Origin of the sequence: Streptomyces sp. AgN23 (assembly GCF_001598115.1) — a bacterium.
GTDB lineage: Bacteria > Actinomycetota > Actinomycetes > Streptomycetales > Streptomycetaceae > Streptomyces > Streptomyces antimycoticus.
In genome coordinates, this window is record NZ_CP007153.1 from 3,572,711 (window position 1) to 3,591,677 (window position 18,967).

At 71.8% G+C, this 18,967-nt stretch carries 21 protein-coding genes; 15 read left to right on the forward strand and 6 right to left on the reverse strand.

Annotated elements, in window-relative coordinates:
- The first annotated feature begins 74 nt into the window (after positions 1-74).
- Entirely contained in the window at positions 75-1,076 is a 1,002-nt protein-coding gene (locus AS97_RS15680) for a peptidoglycan-binding domain-containing protein (protein WP_125759982.1), read from the forward strand.
- A 141-nt stretch (positions 1,077-1,217) separates the two neighbouring features.
- The gene (locus AS97_RS15685; protein WP_125759981.1) at positions 1,218-1,868 is read left to right on the forward strand and encodes an HAD-IA family hydrolase; all 651 of its coding nucleotides are present in this window, start codon (positions 1,218-1,220) and stop codon (positions 1,866-1,868) included.
- A 459-nt stretch (positions 1,869-2,327) separates the two neighbouring features.
- Here the strand turns inward: AS97_RS15685 and AS97_RS15690 are convergent, their stop codons facing one another.
- Complete coding sequence (locus AS97_RS15690; RefSeq protein ID WP_059146667.1) at positions 2,328-2,909, reverse strand: TMEM165/GDT1 family protein; 582 nt, start codon at positions 2,907-2,909, stop codon at positions 2,328-2,330.
- A 619-nt stretch (positions 2,910-3,528) separates the two neighbouring features.
- Between AS97_RS15690 and AS97_RS15695 the strand changes: the two genes are divergently transcribed.
- The 6 genes from AS97_RS15695 (at position 3,529) to AS97_RS15720 (ending at position 10,443) form a co-directional block, all read left to right on the forward strand.
- Entirely contained in the window at positions 3,529-4,197 is a 669-nt protein-coding gene (locus AS97_RS15695) for an HNH endonuclease family protein (protein ID WP_210565125.1), read from the forward strand.
- A gap of 106 nt (positions 4,198-4,303) precedes the next feature.
- Complete coding sequence (locus tag AS97_RS15700; RefSeq protein ID WP_125758083.1) at positions 4,304-6,016, forward strand: alkaline phosphatase D family protein; 1,713 nt, start codon at positions 4,304-4,306, stop codon at positions 6,014-6,016.
- A 148-nt stretch (positions 6,017-6,164) separates the two neighbouring features.
- Positions 6,165-8,138 carry an FAD/NAD(P)-binding protein gene (locus tag AS97_RS15705; protein ID WP_210565126.1) on the forward strand — a complete coding sequence of 658 codons (1,974 nt, stop codon included), beginning with the start codon at positions 6,165-6,167 and terminating at the stop codon, positions 8,136-8,138.
- 132 nt (positions 8,139-8,270) lie between these two features.
- On the forward strand, positions 8,271-8,753 hold the full coding sequence (locus AS97_RS15710; RefSeq protein ID WP_059146671.1) for a DoxX family protein: 483 nt from the start codon (positions 8,271-8,273) through the stop codon (positions 8,751-8,753).
- Between the two features lie 217 nt (positions 8,754-8,970).
- Positions 8,971-9,660, forward strand: a complete 690-nt coding sequence (locus tag AS97_RS15715) for a VTT domain-containing protein (RefSeq protein WP_059146672.1) — start codon at positions 8,971-8,973, stop codon at positions 9,658-9,660.
- Positions 9,661-9,744: 84 nt separating this feature from the next.
- Positions 9,745-10,443 (forward strand): lytic transglycosylase domain-containing protein, encoded by a 699-nt coding sequence (locus AS97_RS15720; RefSeq protein ID WP_210565128.1) that lies wholly within the window; start codon positions 9,745-9,747, stop codon positions 10,441-10,443.
- Here AS97_RS15720 and AS97_RS15725 read toward each other — a convergent pair.
- Positions 10,427-11,209, reverse strand: coding sequence for an alpha/beta hydrolase (locus tag AS97_RS15725; protein WP_210565130.1), 783 nt, complete (start codon positions 11,207-11,209; stop codon positions 10,427-10,429). The two genes, AS97_RS15720 and AS97_RS15725, sit on opposite strands and share 17 nt — an antisense overlap.
- 58 nt (positions 11,210-11,267) lie before the next feature.
- On the opposite strand from AS97_RS15725, the gene AS97_RS15730 reads away from it, so the two are divergent.
- From AS97_RS15730 to AS97_RS15745, 4 genes are all read left to right on the forward strand, one after another.
- Positions 11,268-11,486 (forward strand): hypothetical protein, encoded by a 219-nt coding sequence (locus AS97_RS15730; RefSeq protein ID WP_210565132.1) that lies wholly within the window; start codon positions 11,268-11,270, stop codon positions 11,484-11,486.
- A 127-nt stretch (positions 11,487-11,613) separates the two neighbouring features.
- Positions 11,614-12,249 (forward strand): histidine phosphatase family protein, encoded by a 636-nt coding sequence (locus AS97_RS15735; RefSeq protein ID WP_210565134.1) that lies wholly within the window; start codon positions 11,614-11,616, stop codon positions 12,247-12,249.
- Between the two features lie 241 nt (positions 12,250-12,490).
- Positions 12,491-13,102: a helix-turn-helix transcriptional regulator gene (locus AS97_RS15740; RefSeq protein WP_247204386.1), complete on the forward strand. Its 612-nt coding sequence runs from the start codon at positions 12,491-12,493 to the stop codon at positions 13,100-13,102.
- Between the two features lie 105 nt (positions 13,103-13,207).
- A complete protein-coding gene (locus tag AS97_RS15745; protein ID WP_210565135.1) occupies positions 13,208-13,588 on the forward strand; it encodes a hypothetical protein in 381 nt (126 codons plus the stop codon).
- A gap of 39 nt (positions 13,589-13,627) precedes the next feature.
- On the opposite strand, the gene AS97_RS15750 is transcribed toward AS97_RS15745, so the two are convergent.
- Both AS97_RS15750 and AS97_RS15755 read right to left on the reverse strand, forming a co-directional pair.
- Positions 13,628-14,233 (reverse strand): ATP-dependent Clp protease proteolytic subunit, encoded by a 606-nt coding sequence (locus AS97_RS15750; protein WP_059146678.1) that lies wholly within the window; start codon positions 14,231-14,233, stop codon positions 13,628-13,630.
- A gap of 1 nt (position 14,234) precedes the next feature.
- Positions 14,235-14,897 (reverse strand): ATP-dependent Clp protease proteolytic subunit, encoded by a 663-nt coding sequence (locus AS97_RS15755; RefSeq protein WP_093461421.1) that lies wholly within the window; start codon positions 14,895-14,897, stop codon positions 14,235-14,237.
- A 317-nt stretch (positions 14,898-15,214) separates the two neighbouring features.
- Between AS97_RS15755 and AS97_RS15760 the strand changes: the two genes are divergently transcribed.
- Together AS97_RS15760 and AS97_RS48960 are read left to right on the forward strand one after the other, a co-directional pair.
- Positions 15,215-15,928 carry a restriction endonuclease gene (locus AS97_RS15760; protein WP_210565136.1) on the forward strand — a complete coding sequence of 238 codons (714 nt, stop codon included), beginning with the start codon at positions 15,215-15,217 and terminating at the stop codon, positions 15,926-15,928.
- A 528-nt stretch (positions 15,929-16,456) separates the two neighbouring features.
- The gene (locus AS97_RS48960; RefSeq protein ID WP_349017592.1) at positions 16,457-16,900 is read left to right on the forward strand and encodes a BBE domain-containing protein; all 444 of its coding nucleotides are present in this window, start codon (positions 16,457-16,459) and stop codon (positions 16,898-16,900) included.
- Here the strand turns inward: AS97_RS48960 and AS97_RS15770 are convergent.
- A complete protein-coding gene (locus AS97_RS15770; protein WP_125758094.1) occupies positions 16,845-17,573 on the reverse strand; it encodes an NAD(P)H-binding protein in 729 nt (242 codons plus the stop codon). The genes AS97_RS48960 and AS97_RS15770 overlap by 56 nt on opposite strands.
- Before the next feature lie 151 nt (positions 17,574-17,724).
- Between AS97_RS15770 and AS97_RS15775 the strand changes: the two genes are divergently transcribed.
- Positions 17,725-18,201 carry an Rrf2 family transcriptional regulator gene (locus tag AS97_RS15775; RefSeq protein ID WP_059146718.1) on the forward strand — a complete coding sequence of 159 codons (477 nt, stop codon included), beginning with the start codon at positions 17,725-17,727 and terminating at the stop codon, positions 18,199-18,201.
- A gap of 258 nt (positions 18,202-18,459) precedes the next feature.
- On the opposite strand, the gene AS97_RS15780 is transcribed toward AS97_RS15775, so the two are convergent.
- On the reverse strand, positions 18,460-18,876 hold the full coding sequence (locus AS97_RS15780) for a MarR family transcriptional regulator (protein ID WP_125758096.1): 417 nt from the start codon (positions 18,874-18,876) through the stop codon (positions 18,460-18,462).
- Positions 18,877-18,967 lie beyond the last annotated feature (91 nt).

Below are 18,967 nucleotides of genomic sequence, written 5' to 3' on the forward strand. Positions count from 1 at the left end.
ACGGCGGGCGAACACCTGCGCGGAAGGGGATCGGATGCGCATAATCGCTGCGAACTCCAGGGAGGGAAAGTTCCGTGACGGCAGAGTCCTGCCCGCACTGCTTCGCACCGGCGCGCGCCAACGGCCGCCCGGGCTGTACGTGTGCCGAACGCGCCGCCGCGTCCACCGCGGCGGCAGGCGAGACCGACGACCAGACCCATCCGCAGCCGTACGTGACGCGCTCGGAGGAGCACCCGAGCGGGCCCGATCCGCGTGATCTTCGTCTCTTCGAGGAGGCGGAGAGGAAGAAGGCGGAGAAGGAGGAGGCGGAGAAGGGGGACACCGAGGAGACGCGGGTGATCGACCGCGTCGAGGAGAGACCCCGCGGAGGCGGGGCGGACGGCGACCTCTTCGCCGACGGAGGCGCACCGGGAGAGGAGCCCGGCCCCGCCCGGCACCGCAAGAGCAAGCGCAAGGTCGTGGCGGCCGTGCTCGCGGGGGCGGCGGCCGTGGCCGTGGCCGGTTCGCTGGCCGTCGGCACCGGTCTGCTCGGCGGTGACCACAAGGAGGACGGCGGCGGCGCGAGCGACCGCACGCTGGCCGACAGCACCGCCAGCGCCCCGGTCGAGGAGGAGCTGCCGGCCGCGGAGGGCAGCCCGTCGTCCGGCGCCCCCTCGTCGAGTGCCACGCCGCGCCCGTCCGCGCCCGGCTCGGCGAGCGCGAGCGCGAGCGCGTCCCCGAGCGAGACGGGCCCCTCGGCCACCGCCCGCCCCTCGGCGTCGGGCTCCGCGACCGGCTCGGCGACGAAGCCCGGTCCTACCGCCTCCGGCGGTCCGACCTCCGCCCCGTCCGATCCCCCCGGGCCCACCGGCCCGCCGGCGCTGCGCGAGGGCGACAGCGGGCCCGAGGTGGCCGAGCTGCAGAAGCGGCTGTCCCAACTGCTGCTGTACATCGGCGCGGCGGACGGGGAGTACGACGCCGGGGTGCGGAGGGTGGTCTCCAGCTACCAGGACCAGCACGACATCACGGGCGACCCGGATGGCGTCTACGGCGAGAACACCCGTCGCGACCTCGAATCCAGAACCAGAGAGCCGTAGAGACGAGCCGTGGGGACACCCCCCCTGGCGCATACGGGCCCCGCTTTGTATCGTGAAGGAACAAAGTGGTTCCGCCCGCTTCCCCTGACCGGCGGGCGGAGCCGCTTGTGTTCCTTACCGCGCCCGCGCCCAGGAGTCCCGATGCCGCTCACCGCCCGCGCACTCCTCCTCGACATGGACGGCACCCTGGTCAACTCCGACGCCGTCGTCGAGCGCTGCTGGCGGCGGTGGGCGGCCGAGCAGGGGCTGGACGCGGAGAGCGTGCTCCAGATCGTCCACGGGCGGCAGGGCCACGCGACGATGGCAGTGCTCCTCCCCGACCGGCCGGTCGAGCAGAACCTGGCCGACAACCAGCGAATGCTGGAGTGGGAGACCACGGATCTCGACGGCGTCGTGCCGGTGCCCGGCGCGCCCGCCTTCATGGCCTCGCTGGCAGACCTTCCGCACGCCCTGGTGACCTCCGCCGACGAGGGGCTCGCCGACGCGCGGATGCGCGCCGCCGGGCTCACGATGCCGGAGGTGCGGGTCACCGCGGAGTGCGTCGGCGCGAGCAAGCCGGACCCGGAGGGCTTCCTCAAGGGCGCGGCCGAGCTGGGCTTCACCCCCGCCGACTGTGTCGTCTTCGAGGACTCGGAGGTCGGCATCGCGGCGGGCCGGGCGGCCGGGATGCGGGTCGTCGGCGTCGGACCGCGCGCGGCGGCACACGCCCCGGACGCCCATGTGCGGGACCTGGAGCAGGTGCGGGTCGAGGCGCTGCCCGACGGCACGCTGCGGCTGCACATCTCCGGCTGAGTGCCGGGATCCTCGCCCCCCTGGACATCTCGGCCCTCTTGCCCCCACACGTCACGGGCGTCTTGGGCTGAGCCTCGCGCCTCACGCCCCGGCGTCCGGGCTCAGCGCCAGAACTCACACTCCCCCGGAATTCTCCGACCCCATACCCCCACACACCGCGAACTCCTCGGGCCGAGCCTCGCGCCTCACGCCCCGGCCTCCGGGCTCAGCGCCAGAACTCACACTCCCCCGGAATTCTCCGACCCCATACCCCCACACACCGCGAACTCCTCGGGCCGAGCCTCGCGCTTTGCACCCCGGCGTCCGGGGCTCAGCACCGCGCCACGCCACCGGCCTCCCGGACTCAACACCGCACCGCCCCGCGCGGCCCGGGCGCCCCGGGAGCCACGCCCCGGACAGCCTGGCGCCCCCCGGGGCGCCCGGGCGCGCCACTCGGACGCGCCCGGACGCGCTGCCCGCTCAGCCCGCGATGGCCTCGTACAGGCTGAATCCGCCCAGCGCCAGCATCACCAGCGCCGCGATCTTGGTGATCAGCCGGAGCGGTACGTACCGCATCAGGGTGCGGCCGCCCACGATGCCCAGCCCCGCGACGGCCCACAGCGCCAGCACCGCGCCCACACCCACCGACAGCGGGTCGTCGTAGCGGGCGGCGAGGTTCGCGGTCATGATCTGGGTCAGATCGCCGAACTCGGCGACCAGGATCAGCATGAAGCCCGCGCCCGACACCTTCCAGAAGCTCTGGTCGGCGGGCTTGCGGACCTCCTCCTCCCCGTCGTCCTTCTTGAAGAGCAGCATCGCCGCTCCCCCGAGGAAGAGGGCCCCCACGATCGCCTGCAGCAACCGGTGCGGCAGCAGGGTGAGGACACTGCCCGCCGCGATGGCGAGCCCGACGTGAAGGGCGAAGGCCGCGGCCACGCCGACGAAGACGTACGAGGCGCGGTAGCGGGTGCCGAGCATCAGCCCTGCCAGGGCGGTCTTGTCGGGAAGTTCGGCGAGGAAGACGACGCCGAAGACCACGGCGGCGACAGTAATGCTGAACACGGAATGGATACCTCGTAGATCGGGCCGCGCCCAAGGGCCCCGGGGAGGGATCGCTTCGGCACGGCAGCGTCGGACACTGCGGCCGAAGGTCTCGCTGGCGCACGGCCTCCGCGTCACACGCGGTGGTCCCGTACGCTCCGGGCGCCGGCCCGCACCTCGAGGGGCGGGCAGTATGTCGACGGTCCGGCGAGGAGCTACTCCCCTTCTGCTGCCGACAAGGATACGGGAAACCTCCGGCGCGCCCACCGCCCGGGCCACCGGCCCCGGCCCCACCGCGTCGTCGGCGATCAGCGCGAACAGCCGCCCCGCGCCCGCCTTCACGGATGACGCGCCGCCGGCACCCTGCCGCCGAAGCCGCCGGAAGATGTGACCAGGCCCACAGTCCGGGTCCGGTCGCGCCCCGCGGCGACGGGCGCACGGAACACGCGGCGCGCGGAACACGCGGCGCGCGGCGACCGCGCCGGATCGCATACGTGGCCCCAACCGCCTCCCGGAACCCCTTGCGTTGACATGACCGCGTCGTCACTCTGTTACCTGGCGCCCACCCCACGGAAACCCGGCGTCGCAAGCATGGCCGGGCACCAGCGGCCAACGACCCCCCACCCTCAAGGGAGTTCGCATGTCAGACATGCACCGTCACCCCACTCGCCGTCGCGTCTACGCGCGTCGCGCCTCCGTCTTCGGTGGGTTCGTCGCCCTGCTGGGCACGATTGTCATGAGCGGGCCCACCGCCCAGGCTTCCCCGCCCACCCCGCCGAGCGCCGCCACCGCCCGCACCCAGCTCGCCTCGCTGACCGTCAGGACCGAGGGCTCCACCGACGGTTACAGCCGCGACAAGTTCCCGCACTGGATCACCCAGAGCGGCTCCTGCGACACCCGCGAGGAGGTCCTCAAGCGCGACGGCACCAACGTGCAGACCGACTCGAGCTGCAAGGCCACCAGCGGCTCCTGGTACTCCGAGTACGACGGCGAGACCTGGACCGCCTCCTCCGACGTGGACATCGACCACATGGTCCCGCTCGCCGAGGCGTGGAAGTCCGGCGCCAACAGCTGGACCACCGCCCAGCGCCAGACCTTCGCCAACGACCTGACGCACTCCCAGCTCATCGCCGTGACGGACAACGTCAACCAGTCCAAGAGCGACCAGGACCCCGGCGAGTGGCTGCCGCCCCGGACCGCCTACCACTGCATGTACGCCCGCATGTGGGTCTCGGTGAAGTACACGTACGACCTCAGCCTCGACTCGGCCGAGAAGTCCGCGCTCAGCGGCATCCTCAACGGCTGCTGAGACGGCATACCGACCGGCACACCGCCGGGTGGAACCGCCGCACCTCCTCCGTCGTTCCGTACCGTACGCATGACGAGCACATCGGAGAACGACGGAGGAGGTCCGGATGGCCGGGCTGCGCCTGGGACCACTACTGCGCCAGGTCGACTGGGAGACCGGCACCGGCGCGACCGTCTGGGTCGAGGCCGACCGGGCCTGTGAGGCCGAGGTGCGGTGCGCCGACGGCGCGGGCGGCACCGCCCGCACCTGGCAGATCGCCGGCCACCACTACGCCCTGATCCCGGTCACCGGACTGCGGCCGGACGCGGAGACCGCCTACCGGGTCCTGCTCGACGGTGAGCAGGTCTGGCCGCTGCCCGACTCCCCCTTCCCCGACAGCACCATCCGCACCCCCGCCCCGGGGACGGACGCGCCCGTGCGCGTGGCCTTCGGCTCCTGCCGGTGGGCCGCGCCGCCCTCCGACGCCTCGCACGACCCCGTCGGTCCCGACGCACTGGACACCCTCGCGCAGGCGCTGGCCGCCGCCCCCGAGCGCCCCCGCCCCGATGTGCTGGTGCTGCTGGGCGACCAGGTGTACGCGGACGAGACCTCCGCCGAGACCCGCCGCTGGCTGGCCACCCGCCGCGATCTGAGCGAACCGCCGGGCGAGCAGGTCGCGGACTACGAGGAGTACACCCGCCTCTACTACGAGTCCTGGCTGGACCCCGAGGTGCGCTGGCTGCTCTCCACCGTCCCCAGCTGCATGATCTTCGACGACCACGATGTCATCGACGACTGGAACACCAGCGAGGCATGGCAGCGCCGGATGCGCGCCACCCCGTGGTGGCGGGAGCGGATACTGAGCGGCCTGATGTCCTACTGGGTCCATCAGCACCTGGGCAACCTCTCCCCCACCGAACTGGCCGCCGACCCGCTCTACGCGCAGGTGCGCACGGCCGAGGACGGCACCGAGGCGCTGCGGGAGTTCGCCACCCGCGCCGACGCCGATCCGTCGTACACCCGCTGGAGCTACCGCCGCGACTTCGGCCGCACCCGGCTGCTGATGGTCGACACCCGCGCGGCGCGGGTGCTGGAGGAGGGCCGGCGGGCGATGCTGAGCGAGAAGGAGTTCGCCTGGGTGCGTGAACAGGCCATGGAGGGCGCGGGCGGTACGCACGGCAGTCCCGGCCAGGAACAGCCCGGGGCCTTCGGCGGCTATGACCATCTGCTGCTCGGCACCTCGCTGCCCTGGCTGCTGCCGCATTTCGTGCATGACGTGGAGGCGTGGAACGCCTCGGTGTGCTGCGGCAGGCGCGGTGGTCGCTGGGCGCGGATCGGCGAGGACCTGCGGCAGCGCGGCGACCTGGAGCACTGGGCGGCGTTCCCCGAGTCCTTCGACGCGCTCACCGACACCATCGCCACGGTGGGCGGCGCGCCGGGGGCACCGGCCACGATCAGTGTGCTCTCCGGCGATGTGCACCACGCCTATGTCGCGGCGCCGGACTGGTCGCGGTGGTCGTCCCGGCCACCCCGCAGTCAGGTGCGGCAGTTGACCTGCTCTCCGGTCCACAACAGCATCTACGCCTCGATACGGCTCGGCTTCCGCTTCGGCTGGAGCGCGGCAGGCCGCGCCCTGGGCCGGCTCTTCCGGCGCCATGGGCGGGTGCCGGGCTCCCGCCTGACGTGGCACAAGACGGGCGGGCCCTGGTTCGGCAACCAGCTCATGACGCTGACCCTCCAGGGCCGCAGCGCCCAGCTGCGGCTGGACCAGGCGCGGTCGGACGCCTCGGGCGGCGCGGCCCGGCTGGTGACGGTCCTGGAGACGGACTGGGCCGGGTAATCGGTCCCTTGAGTACCGTTCCGCGCCGTACGTCACGTGATACAGCCCACAACGGAGCGGTACGTTCCGGAGACCAGGTCGATTCGTGTGGAGCGAGCGGCATGATGGGCGCGCATCCTGCGTCACATCTGCCCCGGGAGACACGACCTTGGCCGGAGACCCTCACGCGATAGCCGTCGTCGGCGCCGGGCCGCGCGGTACCAGCGTGCTGGAGCGCCTGTGCGCCTCGGCCCCGGAACTGGCGCCCGGCACTCCGCTGACGGTGCACCTGGTGGACCCCTCGCCGCCCGGTGCGGGACGGGTGTGGCGCACCGCCCAGCCGGCCGAGTTGCTGATGAACACCGTGGCCTCGCAGGTGACCTTGTTCACCGACGCCAGTGTCGAATGCGGCGGACCGGTGCGGACCGGGCCGAGCCTGTACGAATGGGTCGCGGCGCGCGGGCTCGCACCCGGCCTCGGCCCGGATGACTATCCGAGCCGCGCGCTCTACGGCCGCTATCTGGAGTGGGTGTTCGGCGAGGTGGTGCGGGGCGCGCCGAAGACCGTGACCGTCCGGACGCACCGGGCCCGCGCCGTACGGCTGGAGGAGCGGGCCGACGGCGAGCAGGTGCTGACGCTGGACGACGGGAGTCGCCTGGAGGGGCTGAGCGCGGTCGTGCTGGCGCAGGGCCATCTGCCGGCGGCCACCGATGCCACGGAGCGGCGGTACGCGGCGCACGCGGAGCGGCACGGGCTGCGCTACTACCCGCCCGCCAACCCCGCCGATGTCGACTTGTCGCCCATCGCACCGGGCGAACCGGTACTGCTGCGCGGTCTCGGCCTCAACTTCTTCGACCATATGGCGCTGCTGACGGCGGGCCGGGGCGGCACGTTCGCACCCCATCCGCGCGGCGGTCTGGTCTACCGGCCCTCGGGGCGCGAGCCACGGCTGTACGCCGGGTCGCGGCGCGGCATCCCGTACCACGCGCGGGGCGACAACGCGAAGGGGCCGTGCGGCCGGCACACCCCGCTGCTGCTGACCCCCGATGTGCTCGGCCACTTCCGCAAGCGCGCGGACTCCGGCGATCCGCCGGACTTCCTCGCCGAGATATGGCCACTGGTCGCCAAGGAGGCCGAGACGGTCTACTACGAGGCGCTGCTGGCCCTCCGCGCACCCGATACCCGCGCCCCGGAGGCCCCGGAAGCCTCCGGGACCGAGCCCGGCTCCCCCGCCCCGTTCGCCTCAGCACGCTTCAGGAGTCACTTTTTGGCCACCGAGCACGGCAGCCCTGAAGAGGCCGCCGTGCTCACGGCGTACGGCATACCGGACGCGGAGCGCTGGTCGTGGGACGCGGTCTCCCAGCCGTATCGCGGACGCCGGTTCACGGGGCGTGACGAGTTCCGGCGGTGGCTGCTGACCTACGCCCACCAGGATGTGGCGCACGCCCGGCTTGGCAATGTCGAGGGCCCGGTCAAGGCGGCCCTCGACGTGCTGCGCGACCTCCGCAACGAGGTGCGGCAGATCGTCGACCACGGCGGACTGACGGGGGCGTCCCGCCGGGCCCATCTGGACCGCTGGTACACCCCGCTCAACGCCTTTCTCTCGATCGGCCCGCCGCGCCGCCGGATCGAGGAGATGGCCGCGCTGATCGAGGCGGGCGTCCTGGAGGTCCTCGGCCCACGGCTCGAAGTGACCTTGGAAAGCTCGGACACGGGGGCCGAAGGCGCTGGTTTCGCCGCCCGGTCGGCCGAGGTACCGGGTCCGCCGGTGGTGGCCACGACCCTGATCGAGGCGCGGCTGCCGGAGCCGGATGTACGCCGGACCGCCGATGAGTTGGTGATCCATCTGCTCGAGACCGGGCAGGGCCGTCCGCATCGGGTGGGGGGCTATGAGACCGGCGGACTCGATGTCACCACCACCCCCTACCGGCTGGTGGACGCCCACGGCCGCCCGCATCCGCGGCGGTTCGCCATCGGGGTGCCGACCGAGGGGGTCCACTGGGTGACGGCCGCGGGCGCGCGGCCGGGCGTGAACTCCGTCACCCTCTGCGACACGGACGCGGTAGCACGCGCGGCGCTGCGCGTGGCGCGGACGGGAGAGACCCTGCAGGAAGGTGTCCCGATGTGCGCGGCGGGGCTCTGAAGAGCGGCTTTTCAAGCGCTTTGAAGGGGGCCGCGGGGCACCGACATTGGCATGAACTTGAACTTGCAACAAAAGATGAGGGGTACCTAACCTGGCGTTCCGCTGTCCCCAGGAGCAAGGAGCTCCCCTCCCATGCCTTCTTCCCCCACCCCCCGCACCCTCGGCGAGGCGCTCGATAGCGCCAGGCCGTACGTTCTCTCCCTCTTCCGCATCGTCGTCGGACTGCTCTTCTTCTGCCACGGCGCCTCGTCGCTGCTCGGCTGGTTCGGCGGCGTGATGGGCACCGGCAAGACCATCGAGGCCGGCACCTGGCCGGGCTGGTACGCGGCGGTGATCCAGCTCGTCGGCGGCGCCCTCGTGATGCTCGGCGTCGGCAGCCGCAGCGCGGCGTTCATCTCCTCGGGCTCGATGGCCTACGCGTACTTCCATGAGCACCAGCCCGAGAAGCTGTGGCCCATTCAGAACGGCGGCGAGGCCGCCGCGATGTTCTGCTGGGCGCTGCTGCTGCTCGTCTTCACCGGCCCCGGCCCCTGGGCGCTGGACCGGATATTCGGCTCGGCCCGCGCGAGCGAGGCGGCGCCCGAGACGCAACGCGAGCCGTCGGCTGTCGGGTAGGCATCACTTCTCCGCGTTCGGCCGACAGCCAGCATCACCTGACCGATCACGCCATGCAGGGTCGAACGCCCTGCATGGCGTGATTCGAACAACCTGATGACGCCCCTTACCGTTATCCTCGTCAGGCACAGGCGTACGCTGTATGGCTGTTACAGGCTGACGCCTGCCGCTTCCCGGCGACATGCGCAGCGGGGGGACCGGGATCGGGAGTAGAACGTTGTTGGAACATCTGGGGTCGCTGACCAACACCCCATGGATCTATGCGGTGATCGGGGCGTCCGTCCTGCTCGACGTCTTCCTGCCCGTCCTGCCCAGCGGAGTTCTGGTCATCACCGCCGCCACCGCGGCCGCCGGCACCACCGTTGACGCCGTCGGCGTGGTGCGCCAGGCCGGCGCCGCCGACTTCCCCGCCATGTTCGGGCTGATGCTGTGCGCCGCGACCGCCTCCGTCCTCGGCGACATGGTCGCCTACCGGCTGGCCTGGCGCGGCAGCGACCGGCTCGACCGCGCCATCGCCCGCTCCCGCCGACTCACCTCCGCGCAGGAGAAGTTGGGCACCGCGCTGGTGCGCGGCGGCGGTCCGCTCGTGGTGATAGCCCGCTTCGCGCCCGCGGGACGCTCGGTCGTCAGCCTGAGCGCGGGCGCGGCCCACCGGAGAGTGAAGGAATTCCTGCCGTGGTCCGCGGTGGCCGGGCTCGCCTGGGCGGCGTACAGCGTGGCCCTCGGCTATATCGGCGGCCAGTGGCTCGGCGCCACCTGGCTGGGCACGGCGGTCTCGGTGCTCGCGCTCTTCGCGGCGGGGTCCGGCGCGGCGTATGTGATGAAGCGTCCGGGCGCGGCAGCGGCCGGACCGCTCCCCGCGGCACCCGCCGGACAGCCCCTGCCCCCGGTCCACCAGGCGCGATAGGGCCGTGTCGGCGACCGATTACGGATCGGCCCGCGAGACCCGCTACCGTCCCTGCATGCGTACCCCTTCCGTACCGCCCCTGGCATGCTGACCCGCGCCGCCGGGCTGGTCGCGGCGTTCGTCGCCGGGCTCGCACTGGTCGTCGCCGCGGTGCTCGTCGTACGGCACCTCACCGCACCCTCGGAACCGGAGCTTCCGGTGGTACCCGAGGCTCGGCGCCCCATCCTCGAGTCGGCGGTGCGCGCCTGCACCCCGCTGAGCGTGCCGCTGCTGGCCGCCCAGATCGACGCGGAGAGCGGCTGGCGTCCGGACGCGGACTCCGGGCACGCCCAGGGCATTTCGCAGTTCTCCCCGGCCACCTGGAAGGAATGGGGCCAGGACGGCGACGGCGACGGCAAGGCCAATGTCTGGGAGCCCCGCGACGCCATCCCCTCGCAAGCCCGCTACATGTGCCACCTGTACGAGGTGGTCAAGGTGGTCCCGGGCAGCAAGACCACGTTCGGGGCGACCCAGCTCGCGCTCGCGGCGTACAACGCGGGGCCGAACGCGGTGCTTCGGGCCCACGGCATCCCGAAGATCCTCGAGACGCAGGACTACGTCGACAAGATCGTGAAGGATCTGCTGCCCAAGTACCGGGAGAGCGAGGAGAAATACCAGCGGAGTGAGGCGAAGCACAAGAGCAGTGCCTCCGCCTCGCCGTCCGGCTCGTCTTCCACCTCGCCCTCCACCGATCCGTCCGCGACCGCCCCCGGCGCCTCACCGTCGGCTACGCGTCGGCCGTGATGAAGTCCTCCACCACCCGCACCAGTTCCTGTGGAGTCTCATCGGCGGGGTAGTGCCCGGCGTACTCCAGCTCCACCAACTCGGCGTTGACGTACCAGCGCAGCCAGGTCTTCCGCATCACCTCCGCCGTGAGCGCCGGATCGTGGGCGCCGACCACGATCCGGACCGGCACCTCGGCGCCGGCTATGTCCTCGTGGAAGTCCTCCAGCGCCCACGAGTCCAGCCAGGCGCGGAGCGCCTTGGGCTCGCTGTGCTCCAGTGAGTGGCGCACCATCAGGTCCAGCCAGGCGGCCGGGTGACGGCCGCCGGTGGTGAGGTCGATGATGGTCCGCCGGTTCTCCGGGTGGTCGGCGGCGGCCGCGAACAGCTGCCACTGCTCGCCCTCCATCGGCACTCCGCTGGCCGGCACCGGCGCGACCCCGACCAGCCGGCGGACCCGCTGCGGGGCGGCCGCCAGGACGCGCTGGACGACGGCCCCGCCCATTGAGTGGCCGACGAGCGAGAACCGCTCCCAGCCGAGGTGGTCGGCGAGCGCGAGCAGATCCTTCCCGGCCTCGCCGGTGGTGTACGCGCCGGGGATGTCGCGCGCCTCGCCGTAGCCGCGCAGATCGGGCAGAACATAGGTGAACCCGCGCCGGTCGACATGCGGCAGCATCGCGGCGTACGCGGCACGGTCCGAGAACCAGCCGTGCACCGCCATCACATGGTGCGGCCCGTCGCCGACGGTCTCATACGGTGGAACGAGGGGTGGAACGATCGGTCCCATGGCACCTCCGGTCCCAGTCGAATACGGGCGACGCGGCGCGTGCCCGTGGGGCTCAACGGTGACGTCTCCCGCAGAGGTGGGCAAGCCCGATGCGCATATGCGTGCCCGCGATACGACCCGTGGAGGGGCCGTATCGCGGGCGATCATCACCGAACGGAACGCCACCCGCCGCCAGGTCGAACACGTCTGCGCCCAACTGGCCGAAGCCGTCTTCCGCCTCGCCCCGGACGGGCCCCGCCCACCCGAAGGCGACCGGAAGTCCACGGACCGGCGGTAGGGGGCCCTCCGAGGGCGCCGCCGGGAAGGGGCACCGGGCGCCGGGCGGCCGGAAGCGGGCACCGGCCACCTGGAACCGCCACCCCGCGACGACCGTCCTTCCCAGCGACTCTCGACGGACAGGGACCATGCCCGCGACCCACGCCACCCGCTATCTCCATCTGACCCGCCACGGTGAGGCCACGCCGGACGAAGACGGGCTCACCCCCACCGGCCGCCGCCAGGCCGCGCTGCTCGGCGAGCGGCTCCGGGACGTCCCGCTGTCGGCGATCCACCACGGCCCGCTGCCCCGGGCGGCCGAGACCGCCCGGCTGATCGGTGACCGGCTCGACGGCGTACCCGCCCATGTCTGCGAACCGGCCGGGGACTATGTGCCGTACACGCCCCACCGAGACGAACTGCCCGCCGATTCGGCGGACTTCCTGCTCGACTTCGTCCACGGCTTTCCCCCCGATGAACGCGCCCATGGCCCGCTGCTGGCCCGTACCGCCGAGGAGCGCTTCACCGGCCCCGTGGACGGTCCCGAGGACCGCCATGAGCTGGTCGTCACCCATAACTTCCTCATCGGCTGGCTGGTCCGAGCCGCGCTCGACGCCCCGAAGTGGCGCTGGCTCGGCCTCAATCAGTGCAACGCGGCGCTGACGGTCATCCGCTACCCCCCACCCGGCCGACTGCCCTCGGTGCTCTTCTCCAACGACATGGCGCATCTGCCCGCACCACTGCGCTGGACCGGCTATCCGCCGGAACTGCGCATCACTTCCTGACCCGGGGAACCGGCCCCCGGCCTTCCGCCGGGGGCCGGGCCCGCGCTGTTGGGCCCGGCTCCCGCCGTGTCCGAGTACGCAAGCAGCCCAGCAAGCGTGAATAAGGACAGCCATACGGTAGAGCCGGGCACTGACAACGGGGCCGCGGCGAACCGAGGAAGGCACTCGAACGCTTGATCGGTTCGCCAAGGGCAGAGCGCCGCCCCCTTCCCGTCGGGCGCGACGCTCCTACCCTGAGGGGGTGAGCAGCCACGCGTCGAACCGAGCCCGCGTCATTCCCCTGCGTCCGGCCACCGCGGACCCGGCACCCCAGGCCGGAGCCACCGCCGGGGCCGCCGGAGCCCCCGCGGCGGGCCCCGCCGTCCCGGCCGCCCCGGCTGTCCCGGGCGGCCCGGCTGTCCCGGGCGGCCCGATCCGGCGGGAGCGGCCGGGCCTGGAGCCGGTGAAGGAGCCCCTGCTGCGGGATCTCGTCGGAGGCGTGCTGCGGCGCGAGCGCCTCGCCCAGCAGCGCACGCTCAAGGACGTGGCCGAGGCGGCCCGGATCTCGATGCCGTACCTCTCCGAACTCGAACGGGGCCGCAAGGAGGCGTCGTCCGAGGTCCTCGCGGCCGCTGCCCGCGCACTCGGCCTCAGCCTGGCCGACCTCCTCGCCATGGCCCAGGGCGAGCTGATCCGTCTCGTCTCCGGCCCGCGCCGGCGGCGCGACAGTTCGGTGGTGTCGGTCGCGTCCCTCACGTCCGTCACATCGGCCACCTCGGTCGCGTCCCCCACCTCCGTCGCGTCCCCCACCTCCGTCACGGACCGCGGGTCCCGGCACGCGGGGCGGCAGGGCGAGGTACGGCTCGCCGCCTGAGACACCGCCGCCCGACGCCCCGCGCCCGAGACACCGGCCCGACCGGGCCGACCGCGACCGGCGCGGTGGCCTCGCCCGCGCCACACACAACGCCGTAGCCGCGGCATGTGCTGCTCGGCGAGCGTTCGACAGGTTGCCCACAACGCCAAACCGTCGCTGGAGGCCCTCGCGGCTCCCGACGGGCAGCGTCTGGTCGCGGCGGAGTTCACGATCCTCAGCACCGGCGACGCCACCTACGACGACCCCGGCGACCCGGGGACGAAGGCCGTCGACTCGGCCGGGAAGGTGTATCCCGGTAAGCCCGGTAGCCCCACCGCCGGGGAGTCCATGGACCTCGCCATGATCCTCCAGCCGGGCGGCAGGGCCACCGGTTGGGTGATCCTCAACGTGCCGCAGAACGCGGAGATCACGGCCGTGACGTACCAGATGGACTCGCTCCCGCAGACCAACGGAGAGCACACGGGCAGGTGGAACCTCCGCGCCTGAGCCCGGAGTCCGGTGGGCCGAGAGGTTCGAAAGAACGACTCAGAAACCCCGGCCCGCGCGCCGGCTCAGCACCTCGTCGGCGAGCCCGTACGCCACCGCCTCCTGCGCCGTGAAGACCTTGTCGCGGTCCATGTCGGCGCGGAGCGTGGCGGCGTCGTGGGGCGTATGGCGGGCGAGCACCTCCTCGACCTGCGAGCGGATCCGGAGCATCTCCTTGGCCTGCAGGCTGAGGTCCGAGACCGTGCCCTGCTGACCGCCGCTCACCGGCTGCCCCAGCAGCACCCGGGCGTGCTCCAGCACGAACCGCCGCCCGGGGTCTCCCCCGGCCAGCAGCACCGCCGCGGTCGAGGCCGCCTGCCCTACGCAGAACGTCGAGATGGGCGCGGACACGAACGTCATCGTGTCGTAGATCGCCATCAGCGAGGTGAATGAGCCGCCCGGTGAGTTGATGTAGATCGCGATCTCCTGCTCCGAGCTCGACGATTCGAGGTGGAGCAGCTGCGCGATGACGACGTTGGCCACGCCGTCGTCGATCTCCGTGCCGAGGAAGATGATCCGCTCGGACAGCAGCCGGCTGTAGATGTCGTACGCGCGCTCCCCCTGCGTGGTGCGCTCGACGACCGTCGGAATCGTGTACTGCCCCATGTCAGATCCCCATCCTGCGTCGCGCACCGGCCGGCCGTACGTCCGCGAGGGACTCCAGGACCCGGTCGACCATTCCGTACTCCTTCGCCTGCTCCGCCGTGAACCAGCGGTCGCGGTCGCCGTCGCGCGAAATGGTCTCCACGCTCTGTCCGGTGTGTTCCGCCGTGATCCGCTCGATGGACCGCTTCATGAATTCCAGGTTCTCGGCCTGAATGGCGATATCGGCCGTGCTCCCCCCGATACCGGCGGACGGCTGATGCATCATGATGCGGGAATTCGGCAGGGCGTAGCGCTTTCCCGACGCTCCGACGGTGAGCAGAAACTGCCCCATGCTCGCGGCGAATCCCATGGTGAGCGTGGACACGTCGTTCGGAATCAGCCGCATCGTGTCGTAGATCGCCAGCCCCGCCGTCACCGAACCGCCCGGGCTGTTGATGTAGAGGCTGATGTCCGACCGCGGATCCTCGGCCGACAGCAGCAGCATCTGCGCGCACACCCGGTTCGCGGACACCTCGTCGACCTGCGTCCCGAGAAAGACGATGCGCTGGGTCAGCAGCTGCGAGGCAAGGTGATCGTCGAACCGCGTGGGTGCCGTGTCCCCCTCCGCGGCTCGCGGAATCGATCCCGGCTCCCAGCCGGTGGCGAATGCTCCGAATGTTCCCATCGGACCTCCCTGTGAGTGCCGCCTGTGCGTACCGCGACGCACACCGCCGCGGTCCTTTCACCATCGGCCCAATTCGCTTGCGCGGTAAGGAATCTCGGCCCGCGGCAGATTCGCCCACGGCAGACCCGCTCCGGCGGCTCATGAGGCGGTCTTGCGAGGGGCCTCGCCATTCCCGAGACTGCCGGGAAACGAGCCGACAGGGGGCGGGCGCGATGGCCGTGCGACGACGAGGGCAACGGTTACGGCAACGACGGCGGAAAGCGGCGTTACGGCGGGCGAAGGCACGGCTGCGCCGCACGGCCTGGAGCGGCGGCGCGGTGACACTCCTCGCGCTGGCCCTGGTCTGGAAAACGGTGTGGCCGTACGTCGTCGCGGTGGTCCTCGTGGGGCTGCTCGGCGGCGCCGGCTGGTGGTTGCGGCGTACACATCTGCGCACCGTGGCGGAACACCGCGCCTGGCAGACCGAGGAGGAGAACGCGGCACGTGAGCGGTCCATGGCCGAGGTCGACGCCATGACCTGGCAGCGGTTCGAACGGTACGTCGCCGAGCTGTGCCGCCGGGACGGCTGCACCCAGGTCGTCGTCTCCGGGAAGTCGGGTGACCTGGGCGCCGACGTCGTCGGCCGGATGCCGGACGGGCGCCGACTGGTGATCCAGTGCAAGCACTACGCGCCCCATCGCACCGTGCCGAGCGGCGATATGCAGAAGTTCCTCGGCACCGCGAAGGCCGAACACGCCGCGGATGTGGCGGTGTTCGTCGCCACCTGCGGCTTCACCCGGGAGGCGGAGCGGCTCGCGGTGAAGCACGAGATCGTCGCCATGCACCGCAACCTCCTCGGCGCCTGGGTGCGGGGCTCCACCTTGGAGTCGCTGATCCCGCTCAACGGGGCGGGCGACGGCCGTAGGACACGAAGCCTCAGGGACGCTCGGGGCACTGCCGCCCGCCCCGCGACGGGCCCACGACCACAGGGCCCACCGGGCCAATCCGGCCGATCCGGCGCCCCCGGCCCGGGTCACACCCGCCCTCGATGAGTCCCGGCCCGGCAGCCCTCGCCGTCACAGCTGGAAAACCACTCCGCGCCACGTCCAGCCAGCGACGGCCCATCGCTACGCCTCCGCTCCGGCATCGGGGCGAACCGATCCCGGCCGGGCCGGGACGTCCCCCCGGTCCATGATTCCCGTGCCGATCACGGTACGGCGGGGCAGACGGATCAGGACCTCATACGGGCGGTCTTGTGCGCGACCCGTGACACACACAGCATCACGGGCCTACCGTCACAAGCAGGTTCGACCCATGCCGAGCGCGAGCCCCCTCTCCCCAGGTGTGGCCTCTCGCTGCGATCGAGCCCGCTCGCGCCCCCGCGCCAACCCCCGGGGGCGCTGGCATGTGTCCGCACGGTCGCGCCCCTGCGTCAGGGGGCCGCACGAAGCTGTGCGGCCTCGTGGCGCAGCGGTGACCTAGGGACCCTCCGACTATCCGCTGCCCTGGCGCGGGGCGGCCTGGATCGTGCACCCCTTCGGCCGGTGGGACGACCCGGCCGACGACGCCCGCGTCCGGCCATGGGCCCATCACACCCGCGCCGATGTCCGGCCCTGGTCCCGCGGCGCGGTCTAGCTCAACTTCATCGGCCGGGAGTGCCGGGACCGGGCCGGGACCGGGTCATCGAGGGATTCGGCGCCGAGAACTACCACCGCCCGGCCGGGGTGAAGGCCCTGTACGACCCGGACGACGTCTTCCGGCTCGACCACAACATCGAGCCCCGCATCGAGCCCCGCATCGATCGAGCCCCGCCCGGCGGGGCGGTGACGCCGGACGGGCCGGCGTCTTGTCCGCTTCCGCCACGGCGGGCCAGGGCTCATCGCTCTGTGATCTACGGTCCGCGGGTCCGCGCTCCGCCTGCCGACGGTCCGCGGTCTGCGCGCCCGAGGGGGCGCGAGCGGGTCGCCGTCAGGAGAGCCAGTCGGTGTAGCGGGTGGGAGCGAGGTGGGCGCTCTTGTCGGTGAGGACGTCGCCCTTGACGGCAGCGAACATGCCGGCGGTGGGGTCGGTGACGACGGTGCGGTTGTCGCCCTTGCGGGACAGGGTGATCCGGCCCAGCTCATCCAGGGCGAAGACCTCGGGACCCCCGATGTTGTGAATGCCACGCACGGGGGTGCCCGCGGCGACCTCCGCCACCGCGGCGGCCACGTCCTTGGCGGCGATCGGCTGGATCGGCGTGGCGGGCAGCCGGACGGTGTCGGCGTCGGCGGTCCAGGACATGGCGGCGTCCATGAACTCCATGAACTGCGTCGCCCGGACGATCGAGTACGGGACCGGCCCGGCCGCGAGGATCTCCTCCTGGAGCACCTTGGCCCGGTAGTAGTCCAGCTCCGGCACCTGGTCCACGCCGACGATCGAGAGGATGACGAAGTGGCCGACGCCGCCCCGCTGGGCCGCGGCCAGCAGGTTGTCCATCGAGGTCTGGAAGAAGGCTGGGGAGGCTTCGTCGAAGGTCGGCGAGTTGGTCAGGTTGACGACGACATCGGCTCCCGCCACCGCCTCGTCCAGCCCCTGGCCGGTGATGACGTCGACTCCGGTGGACTGCGAGTGCGGCACCGCCTCGTGCCCGGCGGCGTTCAGGTTCTTGACGACCTGCGATCCGATCAGCCCGGTACCGCCGATGACTGCGAACTTCATGACATGCCCTTCGTCGGGATTACGTCTGAAATACGACATATGGATACCCATGCGAGCGGGGCATCCACCAAACTCGGATACATCTTGTCCGAGACAATACGCGGACACAAGTTGTCCGAGTAGGAGGGCTGATTACAGTGGTCCCGTGAAGATGTCCGGCGGAGTCGAGTGGGCCCTGCATTGCTGCGTCGTGCTCACGTCCGTCGAGGAGCCCATCCCCGCGACCAAGCTGGCGGAGCTGCACGACGTCTCGGCCAGCTACCTGGCCAAACAGCTGCAGGCGCTCTCCCGGGCCGGGCTTGTGCGCTCGGTCCAGGGCAAGGCGGGCGGCTACGTACTCACCCGGGAGCCCGCCTCGATCACGGTGCTCGATGTGGTGGAAGCGGTCGACGGCCCCGCCGCGGCATTCACCTGCACGGAGATCCGCCAGCGGGGCCCGCTGGCCACCCCGGCCGAGTCCTGCACCACACCGTGCCCGATCGCCCGCGCGATGTCCGGGGCGGACGCGGCCTGGCGAGAAGCGCTGCGCGCCGTCTCGATCGCCGATCTGGCGCAGGACGTCGCCGAGTCGTCGGGGCCGTCGGCGATGACGCGCGTCAGCGCGTGGCTGACAGCGCCGCAAGGCTGAGTGCCACGCGTGAGCCCCGAAGCCCCCGAGGACCCTGAGTCCCCTGAAGCCCCCGGGCCCCTCGGCCCCCGAGGGCCCTGAAGGCCCTGCGGACCCTCACTAACCGTCGATGAACGTGACCGTCTCGTCGAGCGGTGCCCGGCCCGTACGCTCGAGCCCCTGCGCGGCGTCCTCCACCGGCCGCGGGCGGCTCGCGCCGGATCGGCGCCTTCGAGCTGGGCGATGACCGAGGCGATCAGCGACGTACGCCAGGCATGCCTATTCGGCCTCGAGGAGCCTCAGCAGCATCCGGCGCAGTTCAGACCGGTCTCGTTCGTCGAGCCGCGCCATCATCGTCGAGAACTCCGCGGCAAGAGCTTCGAGGGCCTTGGCGCGCACGCGCTGCCCCTCGGGAGTTGTCATGAGGCGATGGCGGCGCAAGTCGCTCTCGTCGATCTCTCTGCGCACCAGCCCGCCGTCAACGAGGTTCCGCAGGTACGTCGTGACGCTCGCCTTCGGAAGCATCAGCTTCCGTGTGAGCTCCGCCGGGTACTTACACGCATCCACCTCGTCGAGAACGAAGAATTCCTTCGTCTCGAGCCCCAGCTCTTCGAGCTGCGGGGCGGCAGCGTTCATGACCCTGGTCAGAAGTCGTTGGTTCAACTTCCACAGCTCAGCAGCGTCATCCGCCGGCATGGCACTCCTTGAGGTACGGTACGGACTTGAGCTAGTTCGATTTGGAACTAGCTGGAAACCGAACAGCTCCGGAGGATTCTACGCGGAAGGC